The sequence below is a fragment of the Methylomicrobium agile genome (assembly GCF_000733855.1).
GTDB lineage: Bacteria > Pseudomonadota > Gammaproteobacteria > Methylococcales > Methylomonadaceae > Methylomicrobium > Methylomicrobium agile.
Map to the genome: position 1 here is coordinate 2,572,857 of NZ_JPOJ01000001.1, position 19,600 is coordinate 2,592,456.

Sequence of the window (19,600 nt, forward strand, 5' to 3'; positions counted from 1 at the left end):
AATCCCCGCAATGTTGGGCACAAAAAGCGTGCCCGACCTACTCGGTTTTCCTTCCCCTCTTTAAAAAAGCCAGGTAGGTCGGGCAACAGCTTCATCGTTGCCCGACATTCGGGGGCAATCTTGCTTCTCACGCTCCAACGTAGGAACGAGAAATCCCCGTAATGTCGGGCACAAAAAGCGTGCCCGACCTACTCGGTTTTCCTCTCCTCCTTTAAATTAAAGAGGGGCAGGGGGATTTTACTCCAGCACTTCCTCCGCGTGCTCCCGCCGCAGACGCTTTTCATTCGCCTCGATAAAAGCCGCGGAATAATGCGCCCGGGCCAGTTCCAGATGGTCCTGAATCGATTTATTGCGGACAAAAGTCGTATTTCCGCTTCTGTCCAGTAAACGGTACAGATACAGCAGTTTATCGAGGTGCCGAATCTTGGAGTACAAATAGAAGCGGGCAAACAAGTCCCAATCGTCCGCTACCGGCAAATTGTGCGAGTAGCCGCCCAATCGCCGCAACTCACTGGCCCGATAGGCCCGCACGTGATTGGGGCCGACCGTCAGATACCACGCGAACTGATCCGTAAAGGCGGGGCCGAAAGCGTCATAGACATTCGGCGCCCGGCATTCGAGGTAGGTTCTGTTGTGATAGACCGTCTCGCGGTAGCGGTCCTTCCAAAAGGCGTCTTCGTAGCGGTGCGGACTGCCGTCCGCATAAAATTCGGCGAAATTGGAATACACCATGCCGACTTCGGGGTCGGCCTCGAACGCGTTTTTTATCTCTTCCAATGCGAAATCGGTCAGCCTGTCGTCATGGTCCAGTTCGACCAGATACGGACCGTAGGCAAGCCGGGTGGCAATGTCTTTGACTGTGCCGATGCTGCCGCTATGCTTGATGCGGACCGGCCTGACCCGAATGTCTTCCCGCGCGATCGCCTGCAGCCGCTCCCAGGTCTCGTCGGTGCTTTCGTCATCGACGACGACCCATTCCCAATTGTTGTAAGTTTGCTCGCGAAGCGACTGGTAAGTATCCCTCAAAAAATCGCCGGTATTGTAAACGCTCGTATACACGCTGACCAAAGGGTGCCTGTCTTGCAGAACATGCCCCCAAAGGTTGCTGGAATAGCAATTTTCGATCGCCGCAATCAGGTCTTCCTTCGAAACGAGAGGATCGACGTGAATCCACTTTTTGCGAATTTCGAAAGGCGCGACATTGAGCGACGCCGGAATAAACTCGCTGGTCACGATCACCTGGGGCTGAAAGATCGCGATGATCGAAAAGAGATTATTTAACTGCTTGCATGCCTTGACGTCGTAAGGAACATCCCATGTTTTACCGATAAACAATACTTTTACGTTTGCGGTTGGCATAAAATAAAACTGGATTAGGGGTAAAGTTGAAAGACTCCGCGATTATAATGGCGAGCTCATACTCAGGCAATCGCACGCGCCATTTCCGGAACATTCCACCGGCGGACAAAACGCTTTCCTTATCAAAAAACCATCTCTATAAAAAGGTAATCTCGTGCAAATTAAACGGGCAATTTACGGCAAGGCAGAACGCTCGGTCGAATTTCCTTCGCAACCCAATGTCCGCGTGATCGAGCGCCCCAATACCGGCTTCGACTTTGGCGGCCGCAGCCTTCATTCGTACGAGACGGTTTTTTCAAACAGAACCGCAATATCTGCAATGCCGAAGTCGAAAGCCTGTCGGAGTATTTCAACCGGCCTTGTCCGGCACCTTTCTTAAAATAACGGGCCGGCACTCGTTTACTTTATGAATCTCAAACCGACTGAAACGGCTTTCGACGCCAAATTCTTCGTTAAAAACCTGACCACGCGTCCCGGCGTTTATTGCATGCTCGACGCCGACGGCGAAATCCTCTATATCGGCAAGGCCAAGAATCTCAAAAACCGCGTCTCGACTTATTTCAACAACAAAACGGCCTCCATCAAGCAGCAGACGATGGTGGCGAAAGTCGCCGCGGTCGAAGTGACCGTCACCCATACCGAAGGCGAGGCCTTGCTGCTCGAATCGCAACTGATCAAACGCTACAAGCCGCGTTACAACATTTGCCTGCGCGACGACAAGTCCTATCCTTATATTTATCTCTCCAGCGAACACGCTTTTCCGCAGTTGACTTTTCACCGCGGGGCCAAAAAGCGGCCGGGCAAATATTTCGGGCCGTATCCGAGCGTCGGCGCGGTCCGGGAGTGCCTGAAACTGCTGCAGAAAATCTTTCCGGTGCGGCAATGCGAGGATTCGGTCTTTCAAAACCGCGCCCGGCCCTGCCTGCAGCATCAGATCGAACGCTGCACCGCGCCTTGCGTCGGCCTGATCGACAAACCCGGCTATGCGCAGGATGTCGAAGGCACGATCCTGTTTCTCGAAGGCAAGGGCGAATTGCTGATCGAGCGATTGATCGCGAAAATGGAACAGGCGGCGTCCGCGCTGGAATTCGAACGGGCGGCGCAATACCGCGACCAGATCGTCAAATTGCGCGCGATTCTCGAAAGGAATTTCGTGCACGGGGAACGCGGCGATGTCGACATCATCGCCTGCGCGGCAAAAGCGAACATGGCCTGCATTCAGGTGTTTTTCATCCGGGGCGGCCAGCATCTGGGCAACAAGCCATTCTTTCCGAAGATGTCGGACGAACACGATCCGGCCGCGATCCTGCAGGCGTTCATTGCGCAATATTATCTGGAGCGGCCGCCGCCGCACGAATTGATCGTCAGCCATGCGCTCGAAGAGAGCGAGCTGATCGCCGAGGTGTTGGCCAATCAGGCCAAGCATCAGGTCGCGATCAGCGCGAACGTCCGCGGCGAACGGCTGAAATGGCTGCAAATGGCCGTGGAGAATGCGGAAACCTCGCTGCGGAACAAGCTGGCCGACAAACAGGGCCTGTACGCGCGTTTCCTGAGCCTTCAGGACGAACTTAGCCTCGTGGAATTGCCGAAACGGCTCGAATGTTTCGACATCAGCCACCACCAGGGCGAGCAAACGGTCGCCTCCTGCGTGGTGTTCGACCGGGACGGCCCGGTCAAATCGGCCTACCGGCGTTTCAATATCGAGGGCGTCACGCCGGGCGACGATTATGCGGCGATCCATCAGGCCGTCATGCGGCGTTTCAAGCGTCTGAAGCAGGGCGAACACGAAGCGCCGGACATTCTCTTCATCGACGGCGGCAAAGGGCAGGTGCGCGAAGCGCAAAAGGCACTGGCGGAATTGGACATAAACAGTGTTATGATAGTCGGCGTTTCAAAAGGCCCGGACCGGAAGCCCGGCATGGAAAAACTGATCCTTGCCGACCAGAATCAACCGCTTGCGGTCAATCCGGGCGCAGGTGGCCTGCTGCTGATCCAGCATATTCGCGACGAGGCGCACCGTTTTGCGATCACTGGGCATCGGCAAAGGCTGGGCAAGGTCAAAAAACGCTCGGTATTGGAATCGATCGAGGGACTGGGACCCAAACGGCGGCAATCATTACTAAAACAATTCGGGGGCTGCAAGGCGTAACCCAGGCGGGTGTGGACGCGCTTTCCAGCATAGACGGCATCAGCCGTCAATTGGCGCAACGAATATACGACAGCTTTCATCAACCAGATGACCATTGAATTCAACATACCGACGAACCTGACCTTGCTGCGGATCGCGCTGATTCCCTTGTTGATGGTCGTATTTTATCTGCCCTGGCCTTATACGAATATCGCCTGCACCGCCATCTTCATCGCGGCGGGCATTACCGACTGGCTGGACGGCTATCTGGCCAGAAAAATGCAGTTGGAGACGCCGTTCGGCGCGTTTCTGGACCCGGTCGCCGACAAATTGATGGTGGCCTTCGTACTGGTGTTGATCGTACAGCAACAAGCCAACCCCTATCTGGCGGTACCGGCCGCGATCATCATCGGCCGCGAGATTACCATCGCCTCGCTCCGGGAATGGATGGCCGAAATCGGCCAGCGCGCGAAAGTCAAGGTTTCCCTGCTCGGCAAATGGAAAACGACGGCGCAGATGGTGGCGATCGGGATGCTGCTTTACCGCGAGGATCTGTTCGGCATTCCGGTCAATGCGATCGGCTATGTCTTGCTGTACATTGCCGCGGTATTGACGTTGTGGTCGATGATCAACTATCTGGCCGCGGCGATTACCGCGATCAGGGAAAGCTGAATGTTTAAGTTCCGAACGCCTTTTCGTTCCGGGACGCCAATCAACCTAAGATACAGCCCATTGAATCGGCTGTGAAAGAATAACAATGGACCAGGAAAAAGAAGATACCCAGACCAAAGCCGACACGCAGGACGAGATTCTGCTCGCAGCGCTGAAACTGTTCGCCGAAAAGGGCTATTTCAACACCTCGCTGACCGACATCGCCGAGGCGGCCGGCGTCAAGGGCACCAGCGGCATTTACCACCATTTCAAAAACAAGCAGATGATCGCCGCGGCGCTTTATGCGAGCATCTTCGACAGTTTGAACGTGTCGATCGACGATATTCGCCGTAAGAACCCGAAGCCTTCCGAACAGTTGCGCAGCATCGTCGATCTGTTGTTCAGGCTGGCCGACGATGCGCCGGATGTGATGCAGTTGCTGTTGGTGCTGAACATGAACGAGATATTGCCGGACGAGAAACCGCTGCTCGACACCGCACCGTTCGCAAAAATCCTCAAAATTTTCCAGGCCGGCGTAAAAAGCGGGGAAATCCGGAATCTGGCGCCGCCATTATGCTTTGCCTATTTTTTCGGGATCGTCAATCATACCTTGCGGATGGTATTGCTCGGGGCGCTCGACCGGAAAGCCGACGCCTACCAGTCGCAAACCTGGCTGGCCGCATGGAATGCGATCGCGAAAAAATGATCTGAGATGAGATAGGACCGTATGGCTCAATTCACCGTCACCGGGGATGTCGATCCCTTCCTGCATGTCAGCCTGGCCGGCGGCGAAAAGATCTATTGCGAATCGAACGCGATGGTGATGATGGAAGATACGCTGGAGCTGAAGGGCAAGATGACCGGCGGGCTCGGAGGCGCGCTCATGCGGCGGCTGGCCAATGACGAGTCGTTTTTCCAGCAGCATATCGAAGCGGTCCGCGGCGCCGGCGATTGCCTGCTCTCGCCGACCCTGCCGGGCGCGATTCAGATACTGGACGTCGGCGAGGCCAATTACCTGATCAGCGACGGCGCCTTCGTCGCGGCCGATTACAACGTGAACCTGAACGTGCGCACCCAGGGCGTCGGATCGGCGCTGTTCGGGCAGACCGGCGGTTTTTTCATCTGCGAGGCGTCGGGCCGCGGCAAAGTGGCCGTATCGGGCTTCGGTTCCAGTTTCATACTCGACGTCGAGCCCGGCAAGGATGTCGTGATCGACAATGCGCACGTAGTCGCCTGGGACAGCCGTCTGCGTCACGAGATTTCGGTCGCCACCCAGCGGAGCGGCGGCCTGCTGGGTCAACTGGTCAACAGCGTCGCCAGCGGCGAAGGGATAGTGCTCAGATTTTCCGGCGAAGGCAAGGTCGTCATCTGCTCGCGCAACCGCGAAACCTTTCTGTCCTGGCTGATAAAAGGCATGCCCGGCAACCGCTAGCCGTTTCAGAACACATTCAAGCCCCGTAGGGTACGCTGTGCGTACCCTCAATGTCGAAAGGTACGCACAGCGTACCCTACGGGGGCAGTCGTCTGGCAGTCCTGGCCGGGGCGGGCTCTGCCGGAATGACGTGCTTTCCTTACGAAGGCCATATACCCAAGCGAAAATGCTCTAGCCATTTCGGAACACATTCAAGCCGCCCGGACAGGATCCATCGCCAAACCTCCGGGCCGCGAACCTCTAATTCCGGCGCCCATGCCGGGCAACGCTCGACCTTGAGCGTTTTATCTTAAGCTCGTGTTGACAAAACCAAGATATCGGGCAATATAGTTTCGATTCAAAACTATCTTAACGCCTTTTTACTCGACATCCATCTGCTTTCAACCGATCATCGGGACGAAAAACAATGTTCAGCTCGTTATCCAAAAATTTAAAAGACGATATTTCCGCCGGCATTGCCGTTTTTCTGGTCACCGTTCCGCTTTCACTGGGCATTGCGATGGCCTCCGGGGCGCCTCCCTTGTCCGGCCTGATCACCGGCATCATCGGCGGCCTGCTCATCTCGCAGATCAGCGGTTCGACCCTGGGAATCAGCGGCACGGCGGCGGGGCTGACCGTGATCATTCTCGCGGCGATTCAACAACTGGGGTTCAATGCCTTTCTTTTGACCGTGGTGCTGGCCGGCATGATCCAGGTCGCAATGGGCATTTTGAGAGCCGGGGTGATCGCCTATTATTTTCCCTCCTCGGTGGTCAACGGCATGCTGTTCGGTATCGGCATCATCCTGTTCCTGAAACAGCTTCCGCATGCGGTCGGCTACGACCGGGACTACGAAGGCGACGAGACTTTTTTTCAGAACGACCAATATTCCTCGTTTTCTGAACTGTTCCACCTGTTCGGCAGCATTTCGCCGGGTGCGGTGCTGATTTCTTCGCTCTCGCTGGCAAGCCTGCTGGCCTGGGAGTTCTGGATCAAGAAAAAATATCCGGGGCTGCGCTTGATGCAGGGCGGCCTGGTCGCCCTGCTGGTCGGCGTGCTGAGCAATTTTCTGCTCGGAAAATTTTATCCGGACTGGGCACTGAGCGGTTCCCACCTGGTGACGATTCCGATCTTCGAACATCCGGCGGACATCCTCCGCCAGATTTATTTTCCCGACTACAGCCGATTACTCGACCCGAAAATCTACTGGTTTGCGCTGACGATCGCGCTGGTTGCGAGCCTGGAAACCCTGCTGGCGGTGGAAGCCGTAGACAAGCTCGACCCGTACAAACGGATTACCCCGACCAGCCGCGAACTGATCGTGCAGGGCATCGGCAATATCTGCGCCGGTTTTATCGGCGGTTTGCCGATGACGCAACTGATCATCCGCAGTTCGGTCAACATCGAGTCCGGAGCAAAAACCCGGGCCTCGTCCTTCATTCACGGGCTGTTATTGCTGTTTACCGTGCTTTTCATCCCGGCCGTGTTCAATCTCGTGCCGCTGGCGAGCTTGGCCAGCGTCCTGCTGCTGGCCGGCTACCGGCTGGCGCGGCCTCAAAAATTCGAAAACATGTACTTGGCCGGCCGCTACCATTTCATCCCGTTCTGCGCGACGGTGCTCGGTCTCGTATTGACCGACCTGCTGACCGGCATCGCGATCGGCATGACGATCGCGTTGTTGGCGATTCTGATCGAAAATTACCGCGGCTCGTTCTATATGCGCGAAACGCACCTCGGCAACAAGACCGTGCTGCGCCTTTCCGAACAGGTTTCGTTTTTGAACAAGGCCAATGTGCAGCGGACTCTGAAACAATTGCCGCCGGGCTCGGAAATCGTGATCGATGCGACGCGCTCGAAATTCATCGACTACGATATTTACGAAATCATCCAGAACTTCCGCTCGGAAGCCCAAATCAAGAACATCAAGCTGACCATCGAAAACCTGCGCGGATTCGGCACGTTGCCGCCGCCCGAAACGGTTCGCGCACAAACCTACGACTCCCAGCAGTCGCTGACCCCGGCCGAGGTGTTGACAATCCTGAAAGAAGGCAACGAGCGCTTCGTCAACAATCTGAAATCGAACCGCAACCTGCTCGAACAGGTCAACGACACCCGGAAAGGCCAGTTCCCGATCGCGATCATTTTAAGCTGCATCGATTCCAGAACCTCGGTCGAACTGATCTTCGACCTGGGGCTGGGCGACGTATTCAGCGCCAGGGTCGCCGGCAACATCGTCAATGACGACATTCTCGGCAGCATGGAATTCGCCTGCAAGCTGGCCGGTTCGAAATTGATCGTCGTGCTCGGCCACAGCCTTTGCGGCGCGATCAAGGGCGCCTGCGCCGATGTGGAACTGGACCATTTGACCGGCCTGCTGCAAAAGATCAAACCGGCAGTGCACGCCGCGCGCGAGGAGCTGGGCGAAGAGACGGCGGCGGATAAGATCCTGCTCGTGCAAAGGGTTGCCGAACGCAACGTGCAGTTGACCGTCGAGCAAATCCGGAAGCAAAGCCCGCTGCTGGAGGCAATGGAAAAGGCGGGACAAATCGACATCGTCGGCGGCATGTACGATGTCGAAACGGGCCATGTCGAATTTTACACCGATACGCCGACCGAATATGGCTGCTGCCCCCCCTACGGACCCCGGTGAAACGGTTTCCGATAAAACGGCGGCCGCCCCGGCTTTGGGCAAATCCGCGGGATGAGGTAAAATGTAAGGCTGCACGCTTCGGTCGAATGAGCTACAACAGCGGCAAGGCCGGCAAGATCGCATTCCTGCCGGCCTTCAACCCCCGATTTCAACCACTCAATACGAGATAACCCGATGAAAAAAAATGTGTTTCTGGCGGCAGCCTTGCTGGCTTCCGGCTCTGCGTTCGCGGCCACCGATCATTATTTGCTGCGCGAAGGCAACCACGTCCACCATTTGAAAATCACCAAACTGAACGACGAAATCAAAGTCAGCACCGACGTCGATTTCGAACCGAATGCCGATGAAAAGGACGCGCATGCCTGTTCGGCCGGCGTTTCGGGCGAAGCCAAGGTCACCGGCGAGAACGAATTGCTGATGAGAAAGCATATCGAAGGGCAGGCCGATTATTGCGAACTCAAAATCAAATTGAGCCCGAACGGTGCGAAAATCGAACAATCGACCGACTGCGGCCATTTTGCGGCGGGCATCTGCCATTTCTCCAGCGACGGCAAGGAATTGGTCAAGATTAAATAATCTCTCTGTCTGTGCTCGATCGGCGGCGCTCTCAGGACCGCCGATCCAGCTTGCGGTAGCCGATGGCCTCGCTCAAGTGCGCTATCTCTATCGTTTCGGACTCCCCCAAATCCGCGATCGTGCGCGCCAGCTTCAATATCCGGTGATACGCGCGATTCGACAGGCCGAATTTGTCCATCGCCTGCTCCAGCAAGCGGTGGCCGGGCTCGGACAAGGCGCAGAACTGTTTGACTTCCTTCGCCGTCATCGCCGAATTGGCCTTGCCGGTACGCGCAACCGCCCGTTGGCGGGCCGCCTCGACTCGCGCCCTGATGGCGGCGCTGCTCTCTTCCCCTTCGGGCGAACCCTTGCGCAACACTTCGTGCGGCACCCGCGGCACTTCCAGATGCATGTCGATCCTATCCAGCAGCGGCCCCGAAATGCGTGCCCGGTAACGCATCACCTGCTCCGAGGTGCAATGGCAGCGGCCCGAGGCGTCGCCCAGATAGCCGCAGGGGCATGGATTCATCGCCGCGACCAGTTGGAAGCGAGCCGGAAAATCGGCCTGGCGGTTCGCGCGCGAAATGGTGATGTGGCCGGTTTCGAGCGGCTCGCGCAGCACTTCGAGCACTTTCCGGTCGAACTCCGGCAATTCGTCTAAAAATAGCGTGCCGTTATGCGCGAGCGAGATTTCGCCGGGACGGGGATTGCTGCCGCCGCCAACCAACGCCGCAGCCGACGCGCTATGATGCGGGGCCCGAAAAGGCGGCCGAAGCCAGTTCGCCACATCGAGCCCCTGGTCGCTGACCGAGGCGATGGCGGCGGTTTCCTGGGCCTGCCGTTCGGTCAACAGCGGCAAAATGGTGGGCAGCCGTGAGGCCAGCATCGATTTGCCGGTGCCCGGCGGCCCCAGCATCAGAATATTGTGCGCCCCGGCCGCGGCGATTTCGAAGGCCCGCTTCACATGGTATTGGCCGTGCACGTCGGCAAAATCCAGCTCGTCGGCCTGCCGGTCCGGCGGGTGGTATGCGCATTCGGCCGCCAACGATTTCTGCCCGGAAAGAAACGCGCAGACATCCAGCAGATGAACCGCCGGAATGATTTCGATGCCTTTGATCAATGCCGCTTCGGCAGTATTGTCCTTGGGCAGAATCAACTTTCGCCGGTTGTTGCGCGCCTGGATCGCGACCGGCAGCACGCCGTCGACCGAACGCAGGTCGCCGCCCAACGAAAGCTCGCCGATGCATTCGACTTCGGAAAGCAGCGACAACGGGATTTGTCCCGAGCCGGCCAGAATCCCGAGCGCGATCGCAAGGTCGAAGCGGCCGCCTTCCTTCGGCAGATCGGCCGGCGCCAGATTGACCGTAATCCGCTGTGCCGGGAATTCGAAACGCGAGTTCTGAATCGCGCCGCGCACCCGGTCCTTGCTTTCCTTGACCGCCGCCTCCGGCAAGCCGACGATATTCAGCGAAGGCAGCCCGTTGGCGACATCGACCTCGACCGTCACCAGCGGCGCATCGATCCCGGTGCGCCCCCGGCTGTAAACAATCGCCAGCGCCATCGTCAAGCCAAGCCCGCGCCTACAGCTCTTCCTTGCTCAGCGCCTGCCGTTCGAGCGCGGCGACGCGTTTTTCCAGCGCTTCCAGGTTCGCGCGGGTTTTCGCCAGCACCAGCTTCTGCACTTCGAATTCTTCGCGGGTGACCAGATCCAGCCGGCTCAAGGCGCCTTGCAGCACCGCGTGAAAATTTTTTTCGAGGTCTTCCTTCAAATGGTTCAGGCCCGGCGGGATGGTATTGGCCAGCTTGCTGGCGATTTCGTCGATCGATTTGGCATCAAAAAACATCGGTAAGCTCCGTAGGAATATCGCCGTAGCGAAAGCGGACGGCATAAGGCGTCCGGGGTGAATGGAGCGGCTCAAGCCGCTCCGGACTGTCGTGTCAAGTATAGACGCCGTTGCAGGCGATTAAGTCCGGCCGTCAGCCGCCGAACGCTTTTTTAAAGAATTCCGGCTGCGCCAGCGCCGCCTTGTGGATGTCGACGTTATAAAAATTCGTGTCGAACGGTTTATTCGCCGCGTCCCGTTCACGGAACTGTTTCAGGCTCTGTTTGCCCGCGATCGTCGCGCTCCACCAGCCGGACGGGTAAATGCACTGCGGGAAGAACAGCGTCTGCAGATGCGGAAAGCCTGCCGCCTGCATCGCGCCGCGCATCTCGCCGATCAGCTTCATGTAGAACAGCGCCGATTCGCTTTGCTGCACGACCATGCCGTTTTCGGACAGGCAATTGAAGCAGTCGCGGTAAAACGCCTCGCTGAACAGGCCTTCGGCAGGACCCGCCGGATCGGTGCTGTCGACGAGGATGATATCGACCGAATTCGGCTCCGCATCCTTGACCCATTTGATCCCATCGATGAATTTCAGGTCCGCGCGCGGATCGCCGTTCGATTCGCACAGTTCCGGAAAATAAATTTCGGCCAGCCGCGTAACCCGTTCGTCGATGTCGATCTGCACCGCCTTTTCGACCGTCGGATGCTTCAGCACTTCCTTCAATGTCCCGCAATCGCCGCCGCCGATGATCCAGACCCGCTTCGGGTCGGGATGGGTATAGAGCGCCGGATGGCTGATCATCTCGTGATAGAAGAAATTATCGCGCGTCGACACCATCGTGCAGCCGTCGATCACCATCAGATTGCCGAAACTCTCCGTTTCGTAAATTTCCAAATGCTGAAACGGCGACTGCTCTTCGTGCAGCTTTTTCGTGACTTTCAGCGAAAAGGCCGAAGCGACGCCGGGCGCTTCTTCGGTAAACCATTCGGAAGGATTCATCATTTGCGTTCCTGTAAGAATAAACGGGTAAAATAGGGCGCATTATATATTAGAATTCCGGACATACGACACCATGGAGATCAACTTTGAATGCGACTGAATACCCCGATTGGAGCCTCCGAGACGCCGCGGAAACCTATGCGATCGAAAGCTGGGGAGACGGTTATTTCGGGATCAATGCGGCCGGCCATGTCTCGGTCAAGCCCCGTTCGGAGCAAACGGCCGAACTGGATCTTTACGAAATTGCCCGGTCGCTGCACGAAAGAAACCTGTCGCTGCCGGTGCTGGTGCGATTCACCGACATATTGAAGGACAAGGTCAACCGGCTGAACCGGGCATTCGGGAACGCCTGCGCGAAATACGGTTATACGGGCCGCTACACGCCGGTGTATCCGATCAAGGTCAACCAGCAGCGCCAGGTCGTCGAAGGCATTCTGAAAGCGAACCCGATCGGGCTTGAAGCCGGCAGCAAGCCGGAACTGCTGGCGATCATGGCCCTGTCCGATCAACAGGTGGTCATCTGCAACGGCTACAAGGACCGGGCCTACATCCGGCTCGCGCTGATCGGCCAGAAAATGGGACTCGACCTGTATCTGGTGATCGAAAAGCCGGTCGAACTGGAGCTGATCATCGAAGAATCCCGCAAACTGGGCATCCGGCCGAACATCGGCGTGCGCGTGCGCCTGTCCAGCATCAGCGCCGGGAAATGGCAAAACAGCGGCGGCGAAAAGTCCAAATTCGGCCTACACGCCAACGAACTGCTGCAACTGGTCAAACGCCTCAAAGACACACACCTGCTCGACGCGCTGAAACTGATGCATTTCCACATGGGCTCGCAGATCGCCAACATTCACGACATCAAGGTCGCGCTGAAGGAAGCCGGCCAGTTCTACGTCGAACTGCGCCGGCTCGGCGCGCCGATCAGGATCGTCGACGCAGGCGGCGGCCTCGGCGTCGATTACGACGGCAGCCGTTCGCGGCGCGAATCGTCGATGAATTACAGCGTCGACGAATACGCGCAGAACATCGTGCGCAGCTTTGCCGAAATCTGCGCCGAAAAGGAAGCGCCCGAACCGGACATCATTACCGAATCGGGCCGGGCGATCACCGCGCACCATGCGGTCTTGATCACCAATGTGACCGACATCGAATCGCCCTGCCAGGACGGCGAGCCGCCCGCTTTGCCGGAGCGCTGTAATCCGGTCGAACTGTACCATGACGCCCAGTTTGCGCTCGCGGAAGCGCGCGCCCAATTTGCGCAGGACACGCTCGATATCGAAGGGCTGGCACGGGCCGAAAACGCCTATGCGCTGCTGTGCCGGCAGCTGCAGCGCCGGCTGAATCCGGCTTACCAAAGCGAGGCGGCAATTCTGCAGGAGCTGAACGAAAAACTGGCCGATAAGGTGTTCTGCAATTTTTCGCTGTTCCAGTCGATGCCGGACATCTGGGGCATCGACCAAATCTTCCCGATCATGCCGATCCACCGCCTGGACGAATACCCCGGCCGGCGCGCGGTACTGCAGGATTTGACCTGCGATTCGGACGGACGGATCGATCAGTACATCGACGGCCAGAACATCGAAAAAACGCTGCCGGTGCATCCGATCGACAGCCGCGAGCCGTACCTGATCGGCTTCTTCATGGTCGGCGCCTACCAGGAAATCCTCGGCGACATGCACAACCTGTTCGGCGACACCCATGCGATCAATATCGAACTGGACGAGCACGGCTATCATTTCTACGACTTTCAGGAGGGCGAACATGTGTCCGACTTGCTCGATTATGTACACATCCGCGCCGAAGAACTGAAAGCCGCCTACCGGGAAAAACTGGCCGCGAGCGGCCTTAGCGAACGGGAACGGCACGCGTACGAACAGGAACTCGGCGCCGGCTTGACTTCTTACACTTACCTGGAGAAAGCATGAAGGCGGGCATGATCGGGCTCGGCGGCATGGGCGCCGGGATGGCGCGGAATCTCGCAAAAGCGAATGTGTTGGAAGGCGTCTACAACCGTACCGCCGCAACCGCCGAAGCGCTCGCGGAAGATCTTCGTGTCACCGCCTTCAAACGCATCGAAGACCTGGCCGAAGCGGTCGATATCGTGCTGATCTGCGTCTCGGCCGACCGGGACGTACTGGCCGTCGTGGACTCGATACTGGCAACGGCCAGGCCCGGCACCATCGTGGTCGACATGTCCACCGTCAGCCGCGCGACCGCACAAGAAGCCGCCCGCCGATTGGCCGGAAAGCGCGCATTCTTTCTCGATGCGCCGGTATCGGGCGGCGTCGAAGGCGCAAAAAACGGCACACTGGCGATGATGGTCGGCGGCGGCGAGGCGGTATTCGAGCGTGCAGCGCCGGTGCTTTCGGCGATGGCGACACGGATTTTATACATGGGGCAGACCGGCGCGGGACAAGCCACCAAGGCGGTCAACCAAATCATGTGCGCGGGCATCAACGAGGCGGTCACCGAAGCGCTGGCCTTCGCCGAAGCGCAGCAGCTGCCGATGGACAAAGTGATCGAAGTGATCGCCGGCGGCGCGGCCGGCAACTGGTTTCTCGAAAAGCGCGGCCTGACGATGACGCAAGGCGTTTTCAAGCCGGGCTTCCGGCTCGCGCTGCACCACAAGGATCTGAAAATCTGCCAAACGATGGCGGCCGAAGCCGGCGTCGAGATACCGGTCGGCGAGATGGCGGTCAGGGATTACGAACGGTTGATGGCCGAAGGGCACGGCGATGAGGACATCTCGGCGATGTATCGTCTAAAACACCGCCGGCGACTGTAAATCCGTAGGGTACGCTGTGCGTACCTTTTCCAGAAGCTTTAAGATGAAGTTTGAAAGGCACGCGCAGCGTACCCTACCGGGCTGTAGAAGTACTGTAAAACCGTAGAGTTACGCTGCGCGTGCCTTTTGTGGGCCGTCTCAAATCAATCCATGCTCCGCAAACGAATAAGGCATTCCGTCGCCGATGATGAAATGATCCAGCACCCGGATATCGAACAGCGACAGGGACTGCTTCAATTTTTCGGTGATTTGCCGGTCGGCGTGGCTGGGTTCGGTGATGCCCGAGGGATGATTGTGCGCGAAAATCACCGCTGCCGCGTTATGGTACAGCGCTTTTTTCGCGACTTCGCGCGGATACACCGCCGCGCCGTCGATCGTGCCCTTGAACAGTTCTTCCAATTGAATTACCCGGTGCTGGTTGTCCAGAAACAGGCAGGCGAAGACTTCGTAACTGTAGCCGCGCAGTTGCGCGCTCAGATAAGCGCGGGTCGCTTCCGGACTGGTCAGGGCGCTGCCGCGCTGCAGCACTTCCCGGAAATGCCGCCGCGCCATTTCCATGACCGCCTGCATTTGTGCATATTTGGCGTCGCCGAGCCCGTTCGCCCGGCAAAAGCGTTGTTGGTCCGCATCGAGCAGGGCTTTCAGCGAGCCGAAATCGGCCAGCAGTTCGCGAGCCAGATCCACCGCCGATTTGCCGGGCGTGCCGGTGCGCAGGAAAATCGCCAGCAGTTCGGCATCGGTCAGCGCGCCGGCGCCGCGCTGCAGCAATTTTTCCCGCGGCCGGTCTTCCGCCGCCCAGTCTTTGATTCCCATGGCGTATTCCTCTTTTCGGTAAAAAGCGATTAAGCTTGGATGTTAAGCATAGAAGAATTCATTCATCCTTGCCATAATGCGGCTTTTTTCAACTCTGTGCGGTATGAGCGAAGCGAAACGAATTTTATTGGGCGTCAGCGGCGGCATTGCCGTCTACAAAGCGGCGGAACTGGTGCGATTGCTGCGCAAAGAAGGGGCGGAAGTGCGGGTTGCGATGACGCGGGCGGCTTCCCGGTTCGTCACGCCGCTGACGTTTCAGGCCTTGTCCGGCAATCCGGTACATACCGAGCTGCTGGATGCCGAAAGTGAAAATGCGATGGACCATATCAGCTTGGCGCGCTGGGCTGACCTCATCGTCATCGCGCCGGCGACGGCCAACCTGATCGCGAAGCTGAGCCACGGCCTGGCCGACGACCTGCTGACGACGCTGTATCTGGCCGCGACTTGCCCCGTGTATGTCGCTCCGGCGATGAATCAGGCGATGTGGGGCAAGTCTGCGACTCGGGAGAATGTTGCGGCGTTGCAGCGGCACGGCGTGCGCCTGATCGGTCCCGTCCAGGGCGAGCAGGCCTGCGGCGAAACCGGTTTCGGACGGATGTCGGAACCGCAGGCTATCTGCGCTGCGCTGTTGGGCGAGCCGGCCGAACGGCCCCTGCAAGGCATGAAAGTTCTGATCAGCGCCGGACCGACGCGCGAACCCCTGGATCCGGTGCGCTACCTCACCAACCGCAGTTCGGGCAAGATGGGCTATGCGCTGGCCGAGGCGGCGAGAGACATGGGCGCAAGCGTCATACTCGTTTCCGGGCCGACGCAGTTGCCGCCGCCGGCACAGGTCGACCTGGTGCGCGTCGAAACGGCCGCCGAGATGTACGAGGCGGTCATCGCCCGCGCCGAAGCCTCGGATATTTATATCGGCGCTGCGGCGGTCGCCGATTACACTCCTGCCGAAACGCAGTCCGAAAAGATCAAGAAACGGGGCGACACGGCCACCCTGGTGCTGCGCAAAACCCGGGACATCCTGGCCGAAGTGGCCGCCCTGGAGAAACGCCCCTTTACGGTCGGCTTTGCGGCCGAAACGGTCGATCTGGAAGCTTACGCGCTGGACAAACTGGCGCGCAAAAATCTCGACATGATCGCGGCGAATTGGGTCGGGCAGGCAGAAGGCGGCTTCGACAGCGACCGGAACGCGCTGGAGGTCTTCTGGAAAGGCGGCCGCGAAGCGCTGGCGATGACCGGAAAAAAACGCTTGGCCGACCGGTTGACCGCCTTGATTGCGGAAAGGCTGCAAGCAGGCGTTGTGGTCCGTTGAGAGGAATTTCGGTTTTTTATTGAAATGGATAAGCTAATCTTCTATGCTGACCCGGCTTCGAGTTGAAGCCGTTCCATGAAACTCGATTGTTTATGCCCGTTCCAGATACAGGAGACTCTATGAAGATTGGTGTACCGAAAGAAATTCATCAAGGCGAGAAGCGCGTCGCGCTGACGCCCGAAACCGCCGAACAAATCATGAAGCTGGGTTTTTCGGTCTGTATCGAAAAAGGGGCGGGACAAGGGGCGAATATTTCGGACGAGGCTTACAAGGAAGCCGGGGTCGAAATCGTCGACGACGCGAAATCGTTGTGGAAGCAGTCCGACATTGTGATGAAGGTCAGGGCGCCGGAGCGCCACCCTGAATTGGCGATAGACGAAACCGATTTGCTGCCGGAAGGCGGCCGCCTGATCAGCTTTATCTGGCCGGCGCAAAACGAGGCGCTGATGCAGAAGCTGGCGGCCAGAGGCGTGACCGTGCTGGCGATGGACAGTGTGCCGCGAATTTCCCGCGCGCAAAAGCTCGATGCGTTGAGTTCGATGGCGAATATCGCGGGCTATCGGGCCGTGATCGAGGCCGCGCAGCATTTCGGCCGCTTCTTCACCGGCCAGATTACCGCGGCCGGCAAGATTCCGCCCGCGAAAGTGCTGGTGATCGGCGCCGGTGTCGCCGGCCTGGCCGCGATCGGTGCGGCGAAGAGCATGGGCGCCATTGTCCGCGCCTTCGATACGCGTCCTGAAGTGAAAGAGCAGATCGAGAGCATGGATGCCGAGTTCCTGATGCTCGATTTCAAGGAAGAAGGCAGCGGCGTCGGAGGCTATGCGAAAACGATGTCGAAGGAATTCATCGAGGCCGAAATGGCCTTGTTCGCCCGCCAGGCGATGGAAGTCGACATTATCATCACGACCGCGTTGATTCCGGGCAAACCCGCGCCGGAGTTGATTACCCGGGGCATGGTCGAATCGATGAAGCCGGGCAGCGTGATCGTCGACCTGGCCGCCGAGCAGGGCGGTAACTGCGCGCTGACCGAAAAGGACGAAGTGGTGGTCAAGCATGGTGTTACGATCATCGGTTACACCAATCTGCCGAGCCGGCTGGCGAACCAGTCCAGCCAGCTGTATGCGACGAATCTCCGGCATTTGCTGACCGAACTGAGCCCGGAAAAGAACGGCGAAATCGACGTGAACATGGACGACGAAGTGATCCGCGGCGCGACCGTAATCAAGGAAGGCAAGATTACTTGGCCGCCGCCGGCACCGAAACTGTCGGCCGCGCCCGCGCCGCAGACCGAAGCGCCTGCCAATCCGGGCGTTACGGAAAAAGCCAAGACCAATCACCGCCTGATTCCGGCGGCGGTCAGGCCGTTCATTCCGCTGGTGCTGGGCGGGCTGGCGCTTTACGGACTCGGCAGCGTCGCGCCGGTCTCGTTCATGTCGCATTTCACCGTGTTCGTGCTGGCCTGCTTCATCGGCTACCAGGTGATCTGGAACGTGACGCCGGCCCTGCATACGCCGCTGATGAGCGTGACCAATGCGATCAGCGGCATCATCGTGATCGGTGCGCTGGTGCAGGTTTCCGCGCCGGCGATCACGATCGGCGTGCTGGCCGGCCTTGCGATCCTGATCGCCTCGATCAATATCGCGGGCGGCTTTTTGGTCACCCGACGCATGCTCGAAATGTTCAGAAAATAAGAAGAAAGGAAAAACCATGTCCCAAAGTTTAGTCACAATGTCTTACATTGCCGCGACGGTACTGTTCATTTTGAGCTTGAGCGGCCTCAGTAATCAGGAAACCGCGCGGCGCGGCAACTATTACGGCATGCTCGGGATGGCGATCGCGATCGTCGCGACCGTGCTGAGCGGTTCGGTCACGGCTTATACGATCCTGATCGCCGCCCTGCTGTTCGGCGGCGCGATCGGCTATAAAGCCGCGAAAGAGGTCGAGATGACGCAAATGCCCGAGCTGGTCGCGATCATGCACAGCTTGGTCGGGATGGCCGCGGTGCTGGTCGGTTATGCGAATTTCATGGACGAAAGCGGCACCTTGACCGGCATCGAAAAGACCATCCATGAAGTGGAAATCTATATCGGCATTCTGATCGGCGCGGTAACTTTTTCGGGGTCGGTGATCGCGTTCGGCAAACTGAGCGGCCGGATCGACGGCAAGCCGATGCTGTTGCCGGCCCGCCACTGGCTGAACCTGGGGCTGTTGGTCGTGGTGACCTATTTCGGCTACCTGTTCCTGCAGCAAGCCGAAACTGGCGGCGGTACGATGCCGCTGGCGGTGATGACCGCGATCTCGCTCGCGTTCGGCGTGCATATGGTGATGGCGATCGGCGGCGCGGACATGCCGGTCGTGGTGTCGATGTTGAACAGCTATTCCGGATGGGCCGCTGCCGCAACCGGTTTCATGCTGAGCAATGATCTGTTGATCGTGACCGGGGCGCTGGTCGGCAGCAGCGGCGCGATCCTGAGCTATATCATGTGCCGGGCGATGAACCGCAACTTCGTCAGCGTGATCGCGGGCGGCTTCGGCACCGGTACGGGCGGGCCGGCGGCGGTCATCGAAGGCGACGTGCAGCCGATCGACGCCGAAGAAACCGCGCAGCAACTCCTGGCCGCGAAAAACATCATGATCATTCCGGGCTACGGAATGGCGGTCGCGCAGGCCCAGCATACGGTCAACGAAATCACCAAGCTGCTGCGCGAAAAAGGCAAGAAGGTCCGCTTCGGAATTCACCCGGTTGCGGGGCGGATGCCCGGCCATATGAACGTACTGCTGGCCGAAGCGAAGGTGCCGTACGACATCGTCTACGAAATGGACGAAATCAACGAGGACTTTCCGAACGTCGACATCACGATGGTGATCGGCGCGAACGACATCGTCAATCCGTCCGCGCTCGACGATCCGAACAGCCCGATCGCCGGGATGCCGGTGCTGGAATGCTGGAAGGGAGGGATGACGATCGCGATGAAGCGCAGCATGGCGTCCGGCTATGCCGGCGTCGGCAATCCGCTGTTCGTGATGGAGAATACGCGGATGCTGTTCGGCGATGCGAACGACAGGCTGCAGGCGGTGCTGAAGGCGCTCAGAAGTTGATGTTGTAGGCTGGG

The 19,600-nt window shown here is 58.5% G+C and carries 16 protein-coding genes and 1 pseudogene; 12 read left to right on the forward strand and 5 right to left on the reverse strand.

Features of this window, described 5'->3' with window-relative positions; translation table 11 throughout:
- Positions 1–237: 237 nt before the first annotated feature.
- Positions 238–1,359: a glycosyltransferase gene (locus CC94_RS0112225; protein WP_005370182.1), complete on the reverse strand. Its 1,122-nt coding sequence runs from the start codon at positions 1,357–1,359 to the stop codon at positions 238–240.
- Positions 1,360–1,513: 154 nt separating this feature from the next.
- Between CC94_RS0112225 and CC94_RS23765 the strand changes: the two genes are divergently transcribed.
- The 7 genes and pseudogenes from CC94_RS23765 to CC94_RS0112260 all read left to right on the forward strand — a co-directional run bounded on the left by CC94_RS23765 (position 1,514) and on the right by CC94_RS0112260 (position 8,775).
- Positions 1,514–1,738 (forward strand): hypothetical protein, encoded by a 225-nt coding sequence (locus CC94_RS23765; protein WP_157203428.1) that lies wholly within the window; start codon positions 1,514–1,516, stop codon positions 1,736–1,738.
- Between the two features lie 27 nt (positions 1,739–1,765).
- A pseudogene (uvrC, locus tag CC94_RS21535) lies at positions 1,766–3,606 on the forward strand (excinuclease ABC subunit UvrC).
- Positions 3,596–4,159 carry a CDP-diacylglycerol--glycerol-3-phosphate 3-phosphatidyltransferase gene (gene pgsA / locus CC94_RS0112240; RefSeq protein WP_005370186.1) on the forward strand — a complete coding sequence of 188 codons (564 nt, stop codon included), beginning with the start codon at positions 3,596–3,598 and terminating at the stop codon, positions 4,157–4,159. Before uvrC ends, pgsA begins: the two are co-directional and overlap by 11 nt.
- An 85-nt stretch (positions 4,160–4,244) precedes the next feature.
- Positions 4,245–4,844, forward strand: a complete 600-nt coding sequence (locus tag CC94_RS0112245) for a TetR/AcrR family transcriptional regulator (RefSeq protein WP_005370188.1) — start codon at positions 4,245–4,247, stop codon at positions 4,842–4,844.
- A gap of 21 nt (positions 4,845–4,865) precedes the next feature.
- Complete coding sequence (locus CC94_RS0112250; RefSeq protein ID WP_005370190.1) at positions 4,866–5,570, forward strand: TIGR00266 family protein; 705 nt, start codon at positions 4,866–4,868, stop codon at positions 5,568–5,570.
- Between the two features lie 406 nt (positions 5,571–5,976).
- On the forward strand, positions 5,977–8,199 hold the full coding sequence (locus tag CC94_RS0112255) for a bifunctional SulP family inorganic anion transporter/carbonic anhydrase (protein WP_005370192.1): 2,223 nt from the start codon (positions 5,977–5,979) through the stop codon (positions 8,197–8,199).
- A gap of 174 nt (positions 8,200–8,373) precedes the next feature.
- Complete coding sequence (locus tag CC94_RS0112260; RefSeq protein WP_005370194.1) at positions 8,374–8,775, forward strand: hypothetical protein; 402 nt, start codon at positions 8,374–8,376, stop codon at positions 8,773–8,775.
- 31 nt (positions 8,776–8,806) lie between these two features.
- On the opposite strand, the gene CC94_RS0112265 is transcribed toward CC94_RS0112260, so the two are convergent.
- The 3 genes from CC94_RS0112265 to speE all read right to left on the reverse strand — a co-directional run bounded on the left by CC94_RS0112265 (position 8,807) and on the right by speE (position 11,583).
- The gene (locus CC94_RS0112265) at positions 8,807–10,315 is read right to left on the reverse strand and encodes a YifB family Mg chelatase-like AAA ATPase (RefSeq protein ID WP_005370196.1); all 1,509 of its coding nucleotides are present in this window, start codon (positions 10,313–10,315) and stop codon (positions 8,807–8,809) included.
- A 19-nt stretch (positions 10,316–10,334) separates the two neighbouring features.
- On the reverse strand, positions 10,335–10,598 hold the full coding sequence (locus CC94_RS0112270; RefSeq protein ID WP_005370198.1) for an accessory factor UbiK family protein: 264 nt from the start codon (positions 10,596–10,598) through the stop codon (positions 10,335–10,337).
- A 133-nt stretch (positions 10,599–10,731) separates the two neighbouring features.
- Entirely contained in the window at positions 10,732–11,583 is an 852-nt protein-coding gene (gene speE / locus CC94_RS0112275; RefSeq protein WP_005370200.1) for a polyamine aminopropyltransferase, read from the reverse strand.
- Between the two features lie 83 nt (positions 11,584–11,666).
- Here speE and speA point away from each other — a divergent pair, with 83 nt between their 5' ends.
- Together speA and CC94_RS0112285 are read left to right on the forward strand one after the other, a co-directional pair.
- Positions 11,667–13,505: a biosynthetic arginine decarboxylase gene (gene speA / locus CC94_RS0112280; RefSeq protein ID WP_005370202.1), complete on the forward strand. Its 1,839-nt coding sequence runs from the start codon at positions 11,667–11,669 to the stop codon at positions 13,503–13,505.
- Positions 13,502–14,365, forward strand: coding sequence for an NAD(P)-dependent oxidoreductase (locus CC94_RS0112285; protein ID WP_005370204.1), 864 nt, complete (start codon positions 13,502–13,504; stop codon positions 14,363–14,365). The genes speA and CC94_RS0112285 overlap by 4 nt, the downstream gene beginning before the upstream one ends.
- A gap of 138 nt (positions 14,366–14,503) precedes the next feature.
- Here the strand turns inward: CC94_RS0112285 and radC are convergent, their stop codons facing one another.
- On the reverse strand, positions 14,504–15,178 hold the full coding sequence (radC, locus tag CC94_RS0112290; protein WP_005370206.1) for a RadC family protein: 675 nt from the start codon (positions 15,176–15,178) through the stop codon (positions 14,504–14,506).
- Positions 15,179–15,281: 103 nt separating this feature from the next.
- Here radC and coaBC point away from each other — a divergent pair, with 103 nt between their 5' ends.
- From coaBC to pntB, 3 genes are all read left to right on the forward strand, one after another.
- Entirely contained in the window at positions 15,282–16,487 is a 1,206-nt protein-coding gene (gene coaBC, locus CC94_RS0112295; protein ID WP_031431066.1) for a bifunctional phosphopantothenoylcysteine decarboxylase/phosphopantothenate--cysteine ligase CoaBC, read from the forward strand.
- A gap of 119 nt (positions 16,488–16,606) precedes the next feature.
- Positions 16,607–18,178, forward strand: coding sequence for a Re/Si-specific NAD(P)(+) transhydrogenase subunit alpha (locus tag CC94_RS0112300; RefSeq protein WP_005370210.1), 1,572 nt, complete (start codon positions 16,607–16,609; stop codon positions 18,176–18,178).
- A gap of 16 nt (positions 18,179–18,194) precedes the next feature.
- A complete protein-coding gene (pntB, locus tag CC94_RS0112305) occupies positions 18,195–19,586 on the forward strand; it encodes a Re/Si-specific NAD(P)(+) transhydrogenase subunit beta (RefSeq protein ID WP_005370212.1) in 1,392 nt (463 codons plus the stop codon).
- Positions 19,587–19,600: the final 14 nt, after the last annotated feature.